The 18,869-nt window shown below is 43.2% G+C and carries 15 protein-coding genes and 7 tRNA genes; 7 read left to right on the plus strand and 15 right to left on the minus strand.

All coding sequences use genetic code 11. From position 1 onward, the window contains the following. Positions 1-6: 6 nt before the first annotated feature. The 8 genes from AABK40_RS08845 to AABK40_RS08880 form a co-directional block, all read right to left on the minus strand. A complete protein-coding gene (locus tag AABK40_RS08845; protein ID WP_338396807.1) occupies positions 7-3,225 on the minus strand; it encodes a SusC/RagA family TonB-linked outer membrane protein in 3,219 nt (1,072 codons plus the stop codon). A gap of 368 nt (positions 3,226-3,593) precedes the next feature. Further along, positions 3,594-3,666 (minus strand) — tRNA-Trp (locus tag AABK40_RS08850). Between the two features lie 27 nt (positions 3,667-3,693). Further along, positions 3,694-3,768 (minus strand) — tRNA-Val (locus AABK40_RS08855). Between the two features lie 9 nt (positions 3,769-3,777). Next, positions 3,778-3,850, minus strand: a tRNA-Trp gene (locus AABK40_RS08860). A gap of 26 nt (positions 3,851-3,876) precedes the next feature. Continuing rightward, positions 3,877-3,951, minus strand: a tRNA-Val gene (locus tag AABK40_RS08865). Between the two features lie 10 nt (positions 3,952-3,961). Continuing rightward, positions 3,962-4,034 (minus strand) — tRNA-Trp (locus tag AABK40_RS08870). Between the two features lie 23 nt (positions 4,035-4,057). After that, positions 4,058-4,142: transfer RNA gene (locus AABK40_RS08875), tRNA-Ser, on the minus strand. A gap of 9 nt (positions 4,143-4,151) precedes the next feature. Next, positions 4,152-4,224, minus strand: a tRNA-Trp gene (locus AABK40_RS08880). A 371-nt stretch (positions 4,225-4,595) separates the two neighbouring features. Between AABK40_RS08880 and brnQ (AABK40_RS08885) the strand changes: the two genes are divergently transcribed. From brnQ (AABK40_RS08885) to AABK40_RS23840, 3 genes are all read left to right on the plus strand, one after another. Next, complete coding sequence (gene brnQ, locus AABK40_RS08885) at positions 4,596-5,876, plus strand: branched-chain amino acid transport system II carrier protein (protein ID WP_338396808.1); 1,281 nt, start codon at positions 4,596-4,598, stop codon at positions 5,874-5,876. A gap of 57 nt (positions 5,877-5,933) precedes the next feature. After that, positions 5,934-7,217 carry a branched-chain amino acid transport system II carrier protein gene (brnQ, locus tag AABK40_RS08890; protein ID WP_338396809.1) on the plus strand — a complete coding sequence of 428 codons (1,284 nt, stop codon included), beginning with the start codon at positions 5,934-5,936 and terminating at the stop codon, positions 7,215-7,217. A 75-nt stretch (positions 7,218-7,292) separates the two neighbouring features. Then, on the plus strand, positions 7,293-7,484 hold the full coding sequence (locus AABK40_RS23840; protein ID WP_421953286.1) for an SEC-C metal-binding domain-containing protein: 192 nt from the start codon (positions 7,293-7,295) through the stop codon (positions 7,482-7,484). A 45-nt stretch (positions 7,485-7,529) separates the two neighbouring features. Here the strand turns inward: AABK40_RS23840 and AABK40_RS08895 are convergent, their stop codons facing one another. Beyond that, the gene (locus tag AABK40_RS08895) at positions 7,530-8,381 is read right to left on the minus strand and encodes an alpha/beta fold hydrolase (protein WP_338396810.1); all 852 of its coding nucleotides are present in this window, start codon (positions 8,379-8,381) and stop codon (positions 7,530-7,532) included. A 127-nt stretch (positions 8,382-8,508) separates the two neighbouring features. On the opposite strand from AABK40_RS08895, the gene AABK40_RS08900 reads away from it, so the two are divergent. Then, positions 8,509-8,928: a hypothetical protein gene (locus tag AABK40_RS08900; protein ID WP_332919017.1), complete on the plus strand. Its 420-nt coding sequence runs from the start codon at positions 8,509-8,511 to the stop codon at positions 8,926-8,928. A gap of 433 nt (positions 8,929-9,361) precedes the next feature. After that, entirely contained in the window at positions 9,362-12,133 is a 2,772-nt protein-coding gene (gene leuS, locus AABK40_RS08905) for a leucine--tRNA ligase (RefSeq protein WP_338396811.1), read from the plus strand. Between the two features lie 47 nt (positions 12,134-12,180). Here leuS and AABK40_RS08910 read toward each other — a convergent pair whose 3' ends face one another. Beyond that, complete coding sequence (locus AABK40_RS08910) at positions 12,181-12,693, minus strand: RNA polymerase sigma factor (RefSeq protein WP_332919015.1); 513 nt, start codon at positions 12,691-12,693, stop codon at positions 12,181-12,183. A 149-nt stretch (positions 12,694-12,842) separates the two neighbouring features. Between AABK40_RS08910 and AABK40_RS08915 the strand changes: the two genes are divergently transcribed. Next, positions 12,843-13,580: a hypothetical protein gene (locus AABK40_RS08915; RefSeq protein WP_338396812.1), complete on the plus strand. Its 738-nt coding sequence runs from the start codon at positions 12,843-12,845 to the stop codon at positions 13,578-13,580. A 15-nt stretch (positions 13,581-13,595) separates the two neighbouring features. Here AABK40_RS08915 and AABK40_RS08920 read toward each other — a convergent pair whose 3' ends face one another. Beyond that, positions 13,596-13,859, minus strand: coding sequence for a hypothetical protein (locus AABK40_RS08920; RefSeq protein ID WP_332919013.1), 264 nt, complete (start codon positions 13,857-13,859; stop codon positions 13,596-13,598). A gap of 77 nt (positions 13,860-13,936) precedes the next feature. Next, positions 13,937-15,100, minus strand: a complete 1,164-nt coding sequence (locus tag AABK40_RS08925) for a carboxypeptidase-like regulatory domain-containing protein (protein WP_338396813.1) — start codon at positions 15,098-15,100, stop codon at positions 13,937-13,939. Positions 15,101-15,367: 267 nt separating this feature from the next. Between AABK40_RS08925 and AABK40_RS08930 the strand changes: the two genes are divergently transcribed. Further along, positions 15,368-17,284 carry a RecQ family ATP-dependent DNA helicase gene (locus tag AABK40_RS08930; protein WP_338396814.1) on the plus strand — a complete coding sequence of 639 codons (1,917 nt, stop codon included), beginning with the start codon at positions 15,368-15,370 and terminating at the stop codon, positions 17,282-17,284. Here the strand turns inward: AABK40_RS08930 and AABK40_RS08935 are convergent. From AABK40_RS08935 to AABK40_RS08940, 3 genes are all read right to left on the minus strand, one after another. After that, positions 17,278-17,721: a hypothetical protein gene (locus AABK40_RS08935; RefSeq protein WP_338396815.1), complete on the minus strand. Its 444-nt coding sequence runs from the start codon at positions 17,719-17,721 to the stop codon at positions 17,278-17,280. The genes AABK40_RS08930 and AABK40_RS08935 overlap by 7 nt on opposite strands. A 280-nt stretch (positions 17,722-18,001) precedes the next feature. Continuing rightward, positions 18,002-18,193: a hypothetical protein gene (locus AABK40_RS23845; protein ID WP_421953287.1), complete on the minus strand. Its 192-nt coding sequence runs from the start codon at positions 18,191-18,193 to the stop codon at positions 18,002-18,004. Positions 18,194-18,458: 265 nt separating this feature from the next. Further along, positions 18,459-18,776 carry a hypothetical protein gene (locus AABK40_RS08940; RefSeq protein WP_338396816.1) on the minus strand — a complete coding sequence of 106 codons (318 nt, stop codon included), beginning with the start codon at positions 18,774-18,776 and terminating at the stop codon, positions 18,459-18,461. Positions 18,777-18,869: the final 93 nt, after the last annotated feature.

Consider the following 18,869-nt stretch of genomic DNA (forward strand, 5'->3'; position numbering starts at 1 on the left):
TATGGACTAAAAAGTAAGGGTCAGAGAAGCAGAATATGAGGTGGTATTTGGATTGACGAAATAATCGATACCCACCGCATTCTGTGACAACCCGTTTCCTCCTGTACCTGTAAGGTTCGCCTCAGGGTCAATGCCCGAGTAGGAAGTCTGTAACCACAGGTTACGCCCTGTAAAGGTCACGTTGGCATTCGACAGCCCCACGCCCTGTATCCAGTTTCTTGGCAAATCAAAACCAAGAGAAACATCCCTTAGTCTGACCCACGAAGTTTCTTCCACAAAATGCTCATCAACAGAACCGAAACCGCCACCATTATCCTGATACCAGGCCTGGTCGAGGGTTACTTGTTTGGTATTCACCTCACCCGTTTCTGTTACCCCATTGAAAATGAAAGACTCCCCACGGTTTTCTGTCAGCTCAGACATCCCGAAGAAGGTCAAAGCCCCTTTGGTACCATTCCACATATCACCACCCTGACGGAAATCAAACAGGAAGCTCAAGGTAACCCCTTTCCAGCTGAAGGTATTTCGAAGTCCTGCGGTAAAATCTGGAATTGGATCTCCAATAATCCCCTGATCAGTTGCTGCCAGAGGGAAACCATCAGCACCAATAATAATCTGCCCAGCATCATTACGCTGGAACACTCCGCCACGCAACACACCATACGGCTGGCCTTCCTCCACAAATGAACCTGTTCCTGTAAAACCACCAAGCTGTACGTTGGTCAGGCCTGGCGCCAGAGAATTCACATTGTTCTCATAAGTGGTAAAGTTACCATTCATCGACCACAGGAAGTCTCCCTTACGGATCACATCCGCATTCAACATCACCTCCACCCCAGTAGATTCGATTTCTCCACCATTAATAATGGTAGAACCAAAACCTGTTGCTGAAGACAGCTGTGCGTTAACAATCTGATCTGAAGTGATGGTATTGTACCAGGTCACATCAAAGCCAAAACGGTTTTCAAAAAACTTCATGGCCAAACCAAGCTCCCAGGTTGTTTGGGTTTCTGGCTTGATATCGTCGTTACCCAAAGAATTCTGCTGGGTAAAACCGCTCACTCCGTTAAAAGGAAAACTCACCCCGTTGGTCCATCCATCAGAAATTTGATTGGTGGTACCGTCAGAGGATGCGCTCTGAAAATAATTCTGTGTCGCATAAAGTGGTGCATCTCTTTTTACCTGCCCCCAGCTTGATCGGAATTGTCCAAAAGACAAAGCATTCGACTCAAATAACTCCGAGAAAACGAAACTTAAACTGAATGTAGGCTGAAAGAAGCTGTTGTTATCTTTCGGCAAAGTAGAAGACCAGTCATTACGGCCGGTAGTATTTAAGAATACCATGTCTTTAAACGCCAGTTGCGCATCATAATACACCCCGTGTCTTTTCAGTCTGCTGGTGTTATCCGTAGAGAAAACCGTTGCAGCATTGGATATATTATTGAATCCAGGCAAGGACAAATCATCCCCCTGTGTATAAAGCGATCTGTTGATGGTGTAGAAGTAGTTATACCCCCCGATCAACTGTGCTGAAATAAGAGGAGAAAAATCCTGTGTAATGGTCGCAAAAATATCTGCCGTCAGGTCCTGATTGGTGATACGTCGGTCATAAACCTGCCCTGCGGCAAAGTTCCTGGAGTTGATTTCCGCAAACTGATTACGGCTATCGGCATAGAAATCATTCCCTAACCTACCGACGATGTGCATCCATTCCAGGGGAGAATAATCAGCCTGAAAAACGCCTATCACACGATTCACCTCATCACGGTATGGAATATTATTCACAACCCAGAACGGGTTATCATAACCACCGCCACCACGATAATTCCGCTGACTGCCATCAGGGAAGGTATAGGCTGAAACTTCGTTCACCGCATCCTGCCCGAAACCGTTCGAGTTATCAAAAGAAGGTGTGGTACGCACTAACCCAAGCATGATCCCCGAAAGGTTTGACCCTTGCTGAACACGTCTCGCACGGGAATTACTGTAAGTTACCGAGGTCGATAATTTAAACTGTTCAGTAAATCTTCGATCGACAGAAATCTTTCCTGTAACACGCTGAAACGATGAGGTAGGAATAATTCCTTCATCACGGGTAAAACCCAGTGAAGCAAAATAAGTCGAGCGGTCGCCGCCGCCACTAAGGCTCAGATAAGTATCATTGGCAAAACCCGTACGAAAAAGGTCATCTACGTTATTGTATGCCTGCATAGGAACAAAATCAAGTCCCTGGGCTTCCGCTTCCGCACGTGTAAATGCGGCGCCATTTTTATCATAAGGATCTTCAATAGAAGGAACACGGACCATATCCGAAATACTTGGGCCCCACGAGCCACTCTGCCCCGTTTCAGGTCCCTGATACACGCCTCCTGATCCCTGAGCAAACTGGTCATTCAGGGCAGGCATCTTGTTGTAATGGCTCCAGGTATTGGTCTGGCGGATGTTGAGTCGCATCTTCTGGTTTACATCCCCCTTTTTGGTGGTGATGATAATTGCGCCATTGGCTGCACGCAATCCATAAAGAGCTGTTGCTGCTGTTCCTTTTAGAACGGTCAGGCTTTCAACATCATCAGGGTGGATATCCACCATTCGGTTGGAGTTGGCAACCCCTTCGGTTCCGCCATCTCCTGCACCTGCACCACCGGTAATAGAGTTATCGACTGGAATACCATCGACAACAAAAAGTGGGGAGTTATCGCCTGTAATCGATGTATTACCACGAATACGGATGGTAGACGCAGCTCCAGGCGTACCTGCATTTTGTGTGACATTTACACCAGCAACCTTGGCATTCAAGCCCTGAACCAGGTTACTTTCCCGAGAGGAAACCAGTTCCTTGGCATTCACCTCTTCAACGGCATAGCCCAGTCGTTTTTTGTCACGCTCAATCCCCACAGCGGTAACGACCACTTCGGTCAGCTGGCGAATATCTGCCGACATGGTCATGTCGATCTCACTCTGGTTTCGGACTTTGACCTCCTCGGTGGCAAGGCCAATGAATTTAAAAATCAACGTTCCACCAGTTTCAGGTACACTAATTGAATAGGCACCATTGATGTCGGTAACTGTTCCTGTTGACGCTCCCTTCAGCAGGACATTCACCCCCGGAATTGGGTCTCCGGTATCTCTTGCCGTTACAGTCCCACTTACTGTTCGCTCCTGAGCAAAAACAGCTGATGATGACCATAACATGCAACATAGCAGTAATAGTAAATATTTATTCATTTACAGTTAAGAGTTTGGTTAATTTTTATAACTGCATGAAATCATATTATATTATACGCTCATTGTCAGAACAATAGCAAAACATCACAAAACTACCACCCTTATGTAATTTACAAAAAAACTTACTATAAACGTTGGAGATAATCGCAATAAAATTTATTATTTAAATCATATAGTATCCCTTATTTAAAATAATAACAATATAAATAATTGATAATATTATAATTCGACTATTGGATTACGTTATTTTCTGTTTGAGCTGAAAAAAACTAAAAATTGCATCATTTCAGCAAAACAATTTTTTGAAGGCAGGTAATATTGACATAAAAAAAACGGTTACCTTCAAAAAAGATAACCGTTTTTTTTTGCACGGGAGGTAGGACTTGAACCCACAGCCAATGGTTTTGGAGACCACTACTCTACCAATTGAGCTACACCCGTGTTTCTGTTTCACAAAGTAAAACTTTGTGGGCCCTATTGGATTCGAACCAATGACCCCCTGCTTGTAAGGCAGGTGCTCTGAACCAACTGAGCTAAGAGCCCGAATATGTGCACGGGAGGTAGGACTTGAACCCACAGCCAATGGTTTTGGAGACCACTACTCTACCAATTGAGCTACACCCGTGTATTGTTTCACAAAGTAAAACTTTGTGGGCCCTATTGGATTCGAACCAATGACCCCCTGCTTGTAAGGCAGGTGCTCTGAACCAACTGAGCTAAGAGCCCGAATGAAGTGCACGGGAGGTAGGACTTGAACCCACAGCCAATGGTTTTGGAGACCACTACTCTACCAATTGAGCTACACCCGTGTTTACATTCAGTAAATGAATAGCAGAGAGGAAGGGATTCGAACCCTCGAGGGCTTGCACCCAACACGCTTTCCAGGCGTGCGCCTTAAACCGCTCGGCCACCTCTCTTTAAAATAGCACGGGAGGTAGGACTTGAACCCACAGCCAATGGTTTTGGAGACCACTACTCTACCAATTGAGCTACACCCGTGTATTGTTTCGGCAATAAAAAAGCAGTACCGAAGTACTCATTTCGTTACGGGCATTTCCCGTATTGCGAGTGCAAACATAGGGAGTTCTTTTGTAAGACCAAAATATTGATCTGATTTTTTTCTTCGCAAAAACACCCCCTGACGCTAATTCAGGGCGTAAATTGGTGGTTAACAACATAGTTAAGGTGGCTAAAAAAATTTCAAAAAATTACAAATACGCCAAAGGCCCCTCAACAATATTTTTATAACAAAAAAAGCAAAACAGGGTATGGTTTATTTTGTGATTTTGTAATATTGCACTTTAAAACAACTATCATTAATTTAATTTAAGGAATCAATACCCCTTTGCGGGTAGGGTTCTCATTTTTCGATGAATGCACTTAAAAAGGATACCCTTGTTGCTGGCTTAGCTTTATTTGCCATGTTTTTCGGAGCAGGAAACCTCATCTTCCCTCCATCTATTGGCTTTAATACAGGCAGCGCCTGGGTTTGGAGTCTGTTAGGATTTTTAATTACAGGCGTGGGATTGATATTGCTGGGAATAATTGCGGTGGCAAAATCTGGTGGAACAGTAGACACCTTCAGCCAAAGAGTAACGCCCTGGTTTGGCAAATTATTGGGCACGCTGATTATTTTGGCTATCGGCCCGATGTTGGCTATTCCCCGCACGGGAGCCGTAACTTATGAATTGGCTTTCGCTCCGCATTTCGAGGTGGCCATTCAGCCTGTAACAGCAGTCTTCTTTTTGATCACCATCATTTTTGCCATCAAACCTACAGGAATCATTGATCGTATTGGTCAGATTTTAGCACCCGTGCTTGTGGTAGCGATGGCTGCCATTGTTATTTATGGCATCATTAAACCTATCGGCACACCGATTGATCTGCCAACAAGTGCTCCTTTCAGTAAAGGGTTTACCGACGGTTATCAGACCATGGACGTTTTAGCAGCCATTCTTTTCGGAGGCCTGACCTTCGCGGCCCTCAAGAACAAGGGATACAATACCTTTCAGCAACAGATGAACATCACGGTAAAAGCGGGCATGATTGCTGCGGCAGGCTTGGTATTCATTTACGGAGGCTTGTTATATATTGGCGCCACAGCATCGGGTGTATTCCCAAAAGACATCACCACCAGTGCCCTCTTGCTTGGCGTGGTGAATCATATCCTTGGTAAGCCGGGCATGGTGCTTATCGCCATTGCTATTACCTTCGCCTGCCTCACCACCTCCGTAGGACTTACGGCTACCGTAGGGGAGTTTTTCCATAAATTATCTTCCGGCAAAATCCCTTATGCTGCATTGGTAGTTGCGACAAGCCTTTTCAGCTGGTACTTCTCCACCAAAGGCGTGGATGAACTCATTAAATTTGCCGTGCCCGTACTTTCTATCCTTTATCCCGTGACAATTGCGCTAATTTTCTTAAATTTGCTCGGTAATCACTTACCGGATTGGGCGTTTAAAGTGACTACCTGGGTAACACTTGCCATGAGCATTTTCTCTCAGATCATTTCTGCCCTTTCCCTAAATCTTGATCTTCTCCAACACCTGCAAAATTATCTTCCTTTCGTTATTTACCCTGCATTAACCATCATGGTGCTGTTTCTATTTATCAGCAACCAGCAAAAGGGGATTTCATTTACAAAAAATTAATAATCAATACAATGACACCCTGCCACCATTATTGATGGCAGGAATACTTTTTTTAGAATGAATAAAATTGACAAAAAGGACGGTATTTTAAAAGATACCCTCATATTAGGGTTAGCCTTCTTTGCTACCATGTTCGGTGCTGGGAATCTAATCTTTCCTTTAGGATTGGGCCACGCAAGTGGTGCTGAATGGACTACCGCCGCACTGGGTTACCTGACCTCTGATGTGGGGCTGACTATCTTAGGAGTCATGGCCATATTTAAAGCCGCGGGCTCTTCCACTACCCTGGGGCAAAAAGTACATCCAAAATTCGGGCTCATCATCGAGGGCATCATTATTATATGTCTTGGCCCACTGATCGCCATCCCTCGTAATGGCGCGCTCACTTATGAGTTGGTGTTTCAGGGGCTCATCCCTGGATTAACGCCATTAATTTTTGCAGCGATCTATTTCTCCATCACCCTTTTCTTCGTCATTCGCCCGACGGGAATCATGGACAAAATCGGAAAGTATTTAGCGCCAACACTGATTATCCTGGTGGCTTTCATCATTTTCAAAGGAGTGCTATTTCCTGTAAATGATGTTGCGAGTGCACATATTGATGGAGGAATCTTCAAACGCGGCTTCCTCGAAGGCTACCAAACCATGGATGCACTCGGTACGGTTTTCATGGGTGTCGTATTGATTGCCGCCCTGCGGGAGAAAGGCTACAAAGACCAGAAAACCATCATAAAAATGGGTACAAATGCCGGACTCATCGCCGGTGGGCTTTTGGGGTTTGTTTACGGAGGTATTCTCTTTTTAGCTTCAAATATGAGTGGACAGATGCCCGCTGAGGCAACCCGACCAGATTTATTGGCAAATTTGATTATTCAGATTTTAGGCACACATGGTAAATTCATCATGGACATTGTCATTGCTTTGGCCTGTTTATCTACCTCTATCGCCCTAACGGCCATCACCGGAAACTTCTTTCAGAAACACACCAAAGGGAAATTACCCTACAAACCCGTTGTTATTGCGACAGTCATCATCTCTATCGTTTTAACTTCAATTGGTTTAGATAAAATTATTGCCTTTGCAGGACCACTATTGAGTATCCTGTATCCTGTGACTATTACCTTGATTATTCTGTACTTGTTGGAAAAATTCATTATATTCAATTGGATCTTCCCCACGGCAATTTTGGTGGTCTTCATTTACAGCCTTTTCGATACCCTGACGGGTATGGGGCTTTTGGCGCCTGCTTACATCGGCATACCATCATGGGTATTCCTGTCAATGATTTTGCTGGTGGCTTTATTACCGAACAGATCCTTTAGAAATGCATTTAAGCAATAGGGACTAAATACGAATTGTCGTACTTATTCTGATCAAACATACTTTGCTTTATTTTTTAATTAAAAAAGAGATCATATGGATGATATACAAATCAGAGTGATTGGGTTAATTATTTTCGCCATTGTACTATTTGGCATTTTCATTTGGTACACGCAGTCAAAAAGCAAAAAAATTGGTGAACCCTCCCCCAAACACGACAAAGTACACCGAAACGACAGCTGCCCCTGCGGCAGTGGTAAAAAATATAAACATTGCTGCGGCAAATAATCACAAAGAGCGACTTTATCAGGTCGCTCTTTTTTATTGAATACACTATTGAATATACTTTAGAATCGTATCCCTGACCAGCGCATACTTTGTCCAGGGAATAAAATGATTTTCCCCATTCAGGCTAATCACCTCCAATGCCTCCCCCTGATAATGGCGTTTTATGAATGCCACATTTTCGTAGGGCACCAAAGCATCTTTTGTTCCGTGGATCATGGTAATTGGCGCCTGAAGTCCCTTCCATAAGGGCAACATTTTTTGAAGTTCTGCTGCATGCACCATTTTCTCCCTATTGGCCATCGCTAAACCTCGTGGCAGTAATTTCTGAGCCCAGGCATTACTGAGCGGACGGTTCACCCAAAACATTTTCTCATGGTCAGGATCCAGGGCAGGCGCCAATAAAATAACGCGCCTGATATTCAGATCCGGAGCGTCCATGGCCATTCGAACAGCCACTGGCCCACCATAGGAATGCCCCACCAAAATCACTTCAGAAATTTGTAACTTTTCAACCAATTGAATTAAAATTTCAGCCTGATTTTTTATTTTCTCCGCAGAAAGCCCATCACTCGATTGCCCATAACCCAACCGATCGACGGCAAAAAGCTGCGCCTTCTCCAGCAACAATGAATCTGTAAAATACTTTTTGAACGCCCCCATATCTCCGGGAGCTCCATGAATAAAAAACACGCCCACCGCAGCACGCTCTCCAATTTTTACAAGTGATAAATTTCCTGACGGGGCTTTAAAAAGGCCGAAATCTACACGTACAGCCTCTTTTTTTACAACCTCCCTAATTTGAGTTTCCTGAGATTTAAACATATTACAGCCCCATAAACCCGACAATAAAACTGCCAGCACGGGATAATAAATCATTTTATTTACTGAAAATAGCATACACTTTGTGGAAGGGGATGTTTGTCTTTCTTATCACAATAACCTATTAATTCATCATAAATATCTAATAAGCGTAACATTTAGATCAAATTTACATATAAACAATAGCACAACACTTTATTACTCTATGATTGTATTTCAAACAAATTATGTGAGGATCATTCACAACACCGAATTGAAGTGTCTAGAAATGCTTTGGAAGCAAGCATTCAATGAAACAGAATACCAGACTGCTTTAGGTATTGGACTGAACTACCTCAGCGATAAAAAATTAAACCGATGGGTTTCTGATTATCGCCTTTTGGATGATGTCCCCGATGACGCGCTCACAGAATTGAAGCGAGTCCAAATTTCTAAATTTACTCAATTACCTTATCTTGATGTTATTATGATAACAGGAACGCGCCCAATGATGATCGACTATTGCGAAAAAATTCACGATATCCTCGACCGAAAACTCCCCAACGCCAACGTGCGCATTGAAATTAACGAAGCCAATAAAAAATCCTGGTTCAATAATAGTCTATCTGCCTCCAGACAGTTCTAAGCTTGCTCGTTAACAAAACCATCCCCCGTGGTTTCCTCCTCTCCTATTCCCTACAGCAACATTCGCCAAACCTTTCTCAGCATCCGTAAACCCGAAAAAGGAGGCACAATAAACAACAGCCCAGCCATAAAAGCTGCAAAAACAACCCCCAGGCCGACACTCACATCCCCGGCCCATAAGGCACAGTTCAAAAACATAACGAATGAAAATAGCAATAGAACCAATTGCCCAACAAGCTGATTTGTAGTTTTTCGTTTCATTTTCCCTCCTTCATTTTGAGCATTAATTAAGCACTTTAAAAGATTGATGCTCCCATTCACACAATAGCCATTATTCTCGTTTCAATCTTCCTCATATTTTAATTACATTTACGTCAAATTAGCCGTATTAGCTTCGGTTTACTGGTAATAATTTAAGTAAAAATATAAATATAATGGCTGAATACAATTTCAGAGCAACTGAAAAAAAATGGCAGCAAATATGGAAGGATCAACAAACCTACAAAGCAGGTATTGATACTTCAAAGCCAAAATTCTATACCCTTGACATGTTCCCTTATCCATCGGGAGCGGGATTGCACGTTGGGCACCCACTCGGATACATTGGTTCTGACATTGTGGCGAGGTACAAAAAGCTGAAAGGCTTTAACGTCCTGCACCCTATAGGATTTGATTCCTTTGGACTTCCTGCTGAACAGTATGCTATTCAGACCGGCCAACACCCTGCAAAAACAACCGATGAAAATATCGCCCGATACAAGGAACAACTCGCCAACATTGGCTTTTCCTTTGACTGGGACAAAGAAGTAAGAACATCAGACGCTTCCTATTATAAATGGACGCAATGGATTTTCATGCAGCTGTTCAATGCCTATTATGACACTGACGCCGACAAAGCAAAATCTATTGACTCACTCGTGGCCATTTTCGCCAAAGAAGGTAACGCAAAAGTAAACGCCTCCTGCGACGAAGACACCCCTGTTTTCAGTGCCGAAGAATGGAATGCTTACGATGAAAAAGAGCAGTCAGATTTATTATTGAAATACCGCCTGACCTACCTTGCTGATGCCGTTGTGAACTGGTGCCCTGAGCTGGGAACAGTACTGGCCAATGACGAGGTGGTAAATGGTGTTTCTGAACGTGGCGGATTCCCTGTGGAGCGCAAACTGATGAAGCAATGGATGATGAGAATCACAGCCTATGCCGAACGCTTGCTCGCTGGCCTGGAAGAAATCGATTTCTCTGAATCATTGAAGGAAATGCAACGCAACTGGATTGGAAAATCCAAAGGTTGTGCCCTGCATTTTAAAGTGGACGGACAGCCTGAGCTTGACCTTGAAGTTTTCACCACCCGCGTGGATACCTCTTTCGGAGTAACGTTCATGACCATCGCCCCAGAACACGAACTGATCAGCACCCTGACAACCGAAGCCCAAAAGGAAGAAGTTGAAGCTTATGTGGAAATGGCGAAAAACCGTTCTGAGCGCGAGCGTATGGCCGATGTAAAAACCATCTCTGGAGCTTTTACTGGTGCTTATGCGATTAATCCTTTCAACGGAAAGCGCATTCCTATCTGGATTGCTGATTATGTTTTAGCAGGCTACGGAACAGGAATTGTGATGGCCGTCCCTTGTTCGGACACCCGCGACAATGCCTTTGCCAAACACTTCAACCTACCGATTATTCCAGTACAGGAAGGTGCAGGAACGGACATCAATGCTGATGATTTCGATCCGAAAAAAGGAACCATGATCAATTCTGACTTCTTGAATGGCATGGCCGTACCAGAAGCCATTGAAGCAGCCATTAACTTTGTGGAAGAAAAAGGAATTGGTCAGGGAAAAATCAACTACCGATTACGAAATGCCGTGTTCAGTCGCCAACGCTATTGGGGTGAGCCTGTTCCTGTGTATTTCGAGAACGGGATTCCAAAATTAATGAAGGAATCTGAATTACCGCTGGAACTTCCTTCCATTGACGAATACAAGCCGACAGCTACGGGTGAGCCTCCATTGGGTCGAGCAACCGACTGGAACTACAACGGAAAGCAATATGAGCTTTCGACCATGCCTGGCTGGGCAGGTTCTTCATGGTACTTCTTGCGCTATATGGATCCGCACAATGAGGAGAAATTCGCTGACGCAGAAGCCCTAAAATACTGGAACCAGGTCGATTTATATGTGGGTGGCGCGGAACACGCCGTTGGTCACTTGCTATATAGCCGCTTCTGGACGAAATTTTTGTTTGACATGGGCTTCCTGAATTTCGAAGAGCCATTCAAAAAACTGATCAACCAGGGAATGATCCAAGGCCGCTCGAACTTTGTTTACCGAGTAAAAGGCAGCAATAAGTTCGTTTCTTTCGGTTTAAGAAAGGAATATGATGTTGATCCATTGCATGTGGATGTCAATATTGTATCGAACGACATCCTGGATACGGAAGCATTCAAGGCTTGGCGCCCAGACTTCGCTGATGCCGAATTTATCCTTGAAGAGGGCAAATACCACTGTGGCTCCGAGGTGGAGAAAATGTCGAAATCGAAATACAATGTAGTCAACCCTGATGACATCATTGAAAAATACGGATCTGATACCTTCCGCATGTACGAGATGTTCCTTGGCCCATTGGAGCAATTCAAGCCGTGGAACACCAATGGTATTGATGGCGTTTACAAATTCTTGCGTAAATTCTACAACCTCTTCCATGAGGGCGATGAATTTAAGGTGGTCGATGAAGCAGCAACCAAGGCAGAATTGAAAGCTTTACATGCAACCATTAAGAAAATCACCCACGATCTGGACAATTATGTTTTCAACACTTCAGTGTCGCAATTCATGATCGTTACCAACGAGTTACAGGCGCTAAAATGTCGTAAACGTGAAATTCTTGAGCAATTAGTCGTACTTATCGCTCCTTATGCACCACATATTGCAGAGGAATTATGGGCCAAACTCGGACATGAAACATCGGTAACCGTTGCAACATACCCTGCATTTAATGAGCAGTATTTGGTAGAGGATGAAAAACTTTACCCTATCATGATCAACGGTAAAAAGCGCGCTGAAATCAAGGTAGCGGCTACTTTGAGTAAAGATGAAATCCAAAAGATTGCATTGGAACAGGAAGCTGTGATCCGATGGACGGAAGGAAAAGCACCGAAAAAGGTCATCGTTGTTCCTAATAAGATTGTCAATATTGTACTGTAATTCAGCACAACAAACTAAAGCCACCGTAAATAACTACGGTGGCTTTTTTATCTTCGAAAATTAGACAGCTTCTCTTTCAGAACCTTTCTGGCCAGATGAATCCGATTTTTTACAGTGCCCATCGGTAAAGAAAGTTTCTCCCCTATTTCTGCATAACTGAAGCCCTGAAAATGCAGCATAAAAGGCATTTTATATTGCTTATCCAAACGGTCAATTTCTCGTCGAATTTCCTGCTCGCCCATATTGCTATCCGCAAGGTTATCATTTGAGCCTCCCTTCCAACCCAGGAATGCATCGAGCTGATCCATGGTATCTAACTGCTCACCCCTTCGCTTCTCTGACTGATAAGACGTAAAAAACGTGTTTTTCAAAATCACCAATAACCATGCTTTCAGGTTCGTTCCCCTGCGGAATTTCGTCCGTGCTTTAAATGCCTTAATCATTGTTTCCTGCACCAGATCCTTCGCTCGGTCATAATCTTGCGTAAACTTATATGCCGCCGAATATAACTGCGGAAACAGCCTTTTCAGGTCTTTTTCAAATTCTACTTCCTCTTGCATAATTTACCCTCCTTTATTAAGTGAGCGATTTGTTTAGCACGGAAGTTGTTTTATATAAAAAACTATATTTATGACACTGATATAGGTGTATTTATTGACATATACAACATATATTAAGTACCTTCATCACCCAATATCAATTTACTTATATGAAAAAAATATTTACGCTACTTTTATGTTCCCTTTTGAGTATCAGTGCATTTGCCACAAACCTCAATACAACTGACCAGGATACTCCTCCTACCCGAAGTGGCTTTTGGCCTGCTTTACCCAATCACGATCGAGATGGATTTCAGCTGACCTACGCACCACTGTCGAACTTGGATTATTTCCCGCGATGGAGAGTGGGCGCAGCCTACCAATATGGTGCTTTCAGGTTTTTAGTTGACGCCGGCAGGGGTAGTAAAGCCCTCAATCATTGGAGATGGCAGGATGAAAAAAACAATCTTACCGATGCCTATTCTCTTCATGAAATTAGGACGGAATTTCAATTCACCACCTTGAATTATGCCTGGCTGCGTTTTTACACTGGAGTGGAGCTCTTCTACGTGAACATGGACAGTCAGCCAACCAACAGTCACTATTACACCAGTTTTAACGAAGATCAGGAAAAGGTGCATTTTGATCAGGCTGATTATAATAAACGGAAAATGGGCTTCAATCTGAAAGCAGGTTACGAAACCACCTTTATGGATCCGTTTTCCATTGAAATGTGGATAGGGCTGGGTGCTGCCAACAGAAAAATCACCTATACCAACATAATAAATCCACGGTCAGAGCAAGTCGGCGTTACCGAATCATTATTTCAAAACCGACAAAAAACTCAGGGCATTAAGATCGTTCCCTCTGTGGCTTTTGGCTTTAGGCTCGCCTGCCGATTGTTTTAAAAAAATAATGGCAGGTTATACACCTGCCATCATTTTGGTGATCAAAAGATAATCTTTCATCACGCCAATTTCTTGTCTTACATTTTTCAGCAGCTGATACTGCCTGAAAGTTGGTTTCTTGCTCACATCCGCATTATTTAAAAAAGTCCCTAAATCACGGATGCGCGCGTTAATCTGATCGATCTTTACCTCCTGATCAATCAAATCGTCGATTCTCAAGGCCCCACAAGGCGGGGATTTTAGAACCTGCTGGATGTTGTTGGGTTCATTTGCGCTCATACTTTACATACGAAAATCCCGTAAAAACGTAGATTTAGCACAAACATTCGCCATGTACCTTTTTTAAGAAAACAGAACTATTCCATTAGCGGCTGTCCCAAAAGCAAGTAGTTGTAATCGTCCCAATAGTTGGGAATATCAGGAACCTTCTGTTCAAACATCGGCTTGGACAAATCCACCAATTCACCCTTCATTTGCGTTAAGTCAGGTTTTCCAGGCACCACCGAATTCACAAAAAACTCCCTGTACTGAGATATTTCTGCTGTTTCTCGGCCATTGAATATCTTGAAGTAATTCATGTAAGATAAATACTTCAAATAAAGCTTTCCTCCCTGATCTGTATATTCAAGATTCAATTCATACCACTTCTTTCGTTCCAGCTTTTTGGTAACAAAATAGTTGTAATTGATTTTCATCACGGCATAGTCCTTCACCCGAATAAAGAGCTGCCCCTCGACATCAACATGCCAATAGTTCAACTTTGGGTTAGGCTGAATTGAAATCACATAAACCTCATCCTCTCCGATATAGGTGTAATAATCGAGTTCAAAATGATAGGAAGATTCCCACAAATCCTCAAAACTGCCAATAAAGGGCACCGACTCAAAATGATTCCGTAACGGATCGTGAAACAGCATACTCGCAAACTCATTCCCCTTCAGGCTCGGCAATACGCCATGCAACAGCACTTTGGTGGTATCGTGCTGATCCGCTTTCACAAATTCATGATAATTTTTGAGGTAAGAATCACTCAGGCGCAACTGCTCAAGGTTCAGCTTAATTTTATTTTGGGTTTTCTGAAATCCAGGATCTATCATATCCACGGCACTTTCCAGAAAACAAATATACCCGCCCTTTTTCCGCTTCAGGTAGTCCCTGTAATAACCATTCAAGACATAAGGCTTGGTCGGGTAATTTTTGCGGATATTTCTTGCAGACTTTTGCAAAATACGCCTCGGGGTAATCTTCATATCACCGACAACCACCTCCGACAGCATCTTGGTTTGTGCTGAAAGGTGAATCATCAATTTATCATTATCATAAGCAGGTGGAATTTCAATAAATTTATACTGATACCCCACTGAATGAATCCCGAGCGAGTCGCCAATCTGCTGATCGACACTAAAGCGAAAGAACCCCTCCTCATTAGCCACCGTACCCACAGAGGTGCCCAAGACCTCAAGGGTCGCAAATGGAATTGGAGCGTTAGTCTGATCATCAACCACTTGCCCTCTTAACACAATGCTATTTTGCGCAAAAACTTGCACAAAAAAGAGTATATTCAATATTACCGTCAAAAAACACCGTTGATGGACTTTTCTCATAGGTCAAAATTAGCTCCATTTTTTTGCGCTCGAAACTGATCTTTTAACGCCAATCCCCCCAAGTATTTTTTATCTTTGTCTCGTTAAAAACTGGGATTAAGCTGTTGAAAACGCAATAAATCTATAATATAAATTCTAAGTTAATTTAATTTTTCCAATTCTGCACAAAACCCTGCGACCTTCATGGCGGAAAAAAGTAAAGAAATTTTAAAGCAGTACTGGGGCTACAAGAAATTTCGCCCACTGCAAAAGGACATTATTCAATCCGTTATTGACGGACACGACACCCTCGCGCTGATGCCTACTGGTGGTGGTAAATCGTTGTGTTTTCAGGTGCCAGGACTTTTACTTGGAGGCATCTCGATCGTTATTACACCACTGATTGCCCTCATGCAGGACCAGGTTTCACAACTGAAAAAACGGGGGATCAAGGCTTATGCACTTTTCTCTGGCATGAGCAGCCGAGAAATTGACATCACATTGGACAATTGCCGATTTGGCGGATCAGCCTTTCTTTATGTATCACCTGAGCGCGTTCAAACGCCCCTATTTCAAGCACGAGTCAAGGAGATGCCCGTGAATCTGATTGCGGTTGATGAAGCGCACTGTATCAGTCAGTGGGGTTATGATTTCAGGCCCGCCTATTTACAAATTGCTTCCTTGAGGGCCTTTTTCCCCAGCTGCCCGATTATTGCGGTTACCGCTACGGCAACCCCCAAGGTGCAGGAAGATATTGTTTCGAAATTAGAGATGATTGCCTGTCGGAAATACACCAAATCTTTTGCCCGCAGTAATCTGGCATACCACGTTCGAGAGGTAGATGACAAGGGCGGTAAAATGCTGCAGGCCTTCAAAAACATTGAGGGCTCGGGGATTGTCTATATGCGCTCGCGCCAAAAATGCGAGCAAATCTCCCAATGGCTGTGTCAGCAGGGAATTGTTGCCGACTTTTATCATGCGGGTCTCAATACTCAGGAAAGGCAGCAAAAACAAGCGGACTGGATTGATAATAAAACACGGGTCATTGTGGCGACCAATGCCTTTGGAATGGGTATTGACAAGCCCGATGTGCGGCTGGTGATTCACCTGGATTTAACCGACAGCCTTGAGGCTTACTATCAGGAAGCAGGACGGGCGGGCAGAGATGAACAAAAAGCTTTTGCCCTGACGCTATATCATGCTTCAGATTTAAAAAAAATACAAAAAAGATGGCAGGATGCGCAGGTAAGCCCCGCATTCATCCGTCAGGTATATCAGTCCCTTGCCAACCAGTACCGCCTTGCCGTAGGGTCAGCATTGCTGATGAGTTACCCCTTTGATTTATTTGCTTTCAGCAAGAAATTTAACCTCCCTCCCCTGACAACGCATCACGCACTTCAGCGGCTTGCGACTTTGGGCTATATTCAGCTTTCAGAAAATGTTTTCCGCCCATCGAAGGTTTCTTTCCTCTGGAACAGTGGAGCCCTTTATGAATTGCAGGTCAAAAACCCTGCTTTCGAGGAGGTCATCAAAGCGTTGTTACGGCAACATGGCGGCAATCTTTATGGTGAGTTTGTGGAAATCAATGAAAAGCGCCTTGCCAAACTGCTGCATAAATCTACAAGCGCTATTGCTTCGACCTTACAGCAATTAGCTGAATTGGGAGCCATTGATTATGAGCCGAAATCTGACAGTCCACAGGTCACTTTCCTCACGGCCAGACATGATGCTGTTTCGCTTCCGCTTGACCTGATCACGGCAAGAGAACGTTCCGCTGCTGAAAAGGAGAAGCTTGATGCGGTTGCCCTTTATGTATCTCCGCTCGTAAAATGCCGTCAACAGGTATTGCTTCAGTATTTCGGAGAAGAAAACAGTGAACCTTGTGGGGTTTGTGATCGGTGCCTGGAGCATAAGAAATCGGCAAAATTCCATCAGTCCAATGAAGAAACGATGCGTGTACTGATCGTTTCACAGCTGAAGGCAAAGCCGAAATCCATTGAGGAAGTATATGCTGCCCTGAACACGGGAAATGAAGATGAATTCAAACAGTGCCTGAAAACGCTGTTAAACAACGGAACGGTGGTTTACAATTCGAAGGGTTTGCTTGCGCTTCATCATTGACCAAAGATCTCGCTGATCACCACCTCAGGGTAAAGGTCTGCGGCGATCTTCAATATGCGTTTTCCACTGGCTTTGGAGACATAAAAAGATTGCGTCTCCCCATTTTCCAATACCACCTTGATGAAATATCGAGAGGCCCAGGCTCTTTGTTTTTGATAATCGACATGATAATAAAGCTGCCCCACCTTACCAGCACCCACCAAGGCCTTATATATGGGCTTGTGCTTAATGCGGAACCATATCCAGGTGAAATAGCCAGCAATCCCTGCCACGACGACCCAAAAAGCAGTAACGTAAATTGGGGCGTGGGTATGCTGTTCGTACACCATGAAAAAAAAGACCGTCAGTAAAATGACCGCAAAAGTGCCCACCCCACTAATGACCAGTCTTAATCTTCGGTCATTTTCATCCAGTAACATGACTAATTCTTCTCGCATCGTCCCTCCTTTTTTAGAGTAACCATCTCAAGAAGGGAATTGATGTCAATAGATTAAGATTCATCAAAGAGTCGTGATTGATGTTGGGAAATTGCAAGTTTTGGGGAATGAGCAATTTAACATTAGAGGGTATTGTGCCATTATCATTAGCGCATCAGACACAGCGATATCTTATTCATTTTGCACTGCCAACATTTCAATCCTTAAATCAGTGGGAATATTAACCCAATTTGTGTTATCCGTCAATTCAAATTGCACAGAACAGTTTGACCTTAACTCATTAACGATATACTTGTACCAATCCGAATAACGCCACTCTCTCGGTTTTGGGCGAATATAGGATCAGCTTTTTATCATCCCAATGGACCTCACTCGCTGTCCTGTAAATCATTGTAAACCGTAATTTTTCAGGTTTAAGGTGGAGTTTACCCGATTTATCAATCTCAATATATGCTTTATTTTCTTTTCGCATCTGAAAACGGGTTGGCAACCTTCTAAACGTGCCTTAGCATATTTTCAGGTTGATAAGCTATTAATTTATCGGCAGTTTTATCCCTTTCCTCATCTCATTCTGTCGATCAATAATTGTATCATAAAAACTTGCCTTTTTGGTCAAAGATATACAAAAATGCCCTGCGGTCTGTTTACTATACAGATAGCCTAAAAATGTCCAAGCAAGAAGAAATATTGAGGCTAAAATAAAGTAATCCCAAATTCTGTCCTTTGATATTTCATCCTTATGTCTTCTTTGTAAATAGACCGAACAAACGAGCTATCCAATTTTCTTTACCTCCTTCTTTTTTAATCCTACAATTCCCTTGATAAGTATTGCAAATCAAGTTATATACCGCTTGATCCCTTTTATCATAATAACTATTCGAGAAAAAATCTGGCCACTGCCCCTCTATGATCATTTCTTGATGAAAGTCCCAATATTCACTTCCATAAGGAACAAACTGAACTTCACCATTTAAAACCAAGTATTTAATTTTTTTTAAAACTTGAAGAAGTTCTTTAGGATCTCGAATCTTCCCTGGTTTGATTTTTAGTTCCATATTGTATAATGCTCTGCTATGAAGATATAAACCTACTAAGCGGACATCAATTCAATGAAGAACGGTAGGTCAACCCCTTTTATTTCCTTGATT

Source organism: Persicobacter psychrovividus (genome assembly GCF_036492425.1).
In the GTDB taxonomy this organism is placed as follows: domain Bacteria; phylum Bacteroidota; class Bacteroidia; order Cytophagales; family Cyclobacteriaceae; genus Persicobacter; species Persicobacter psychrovividus.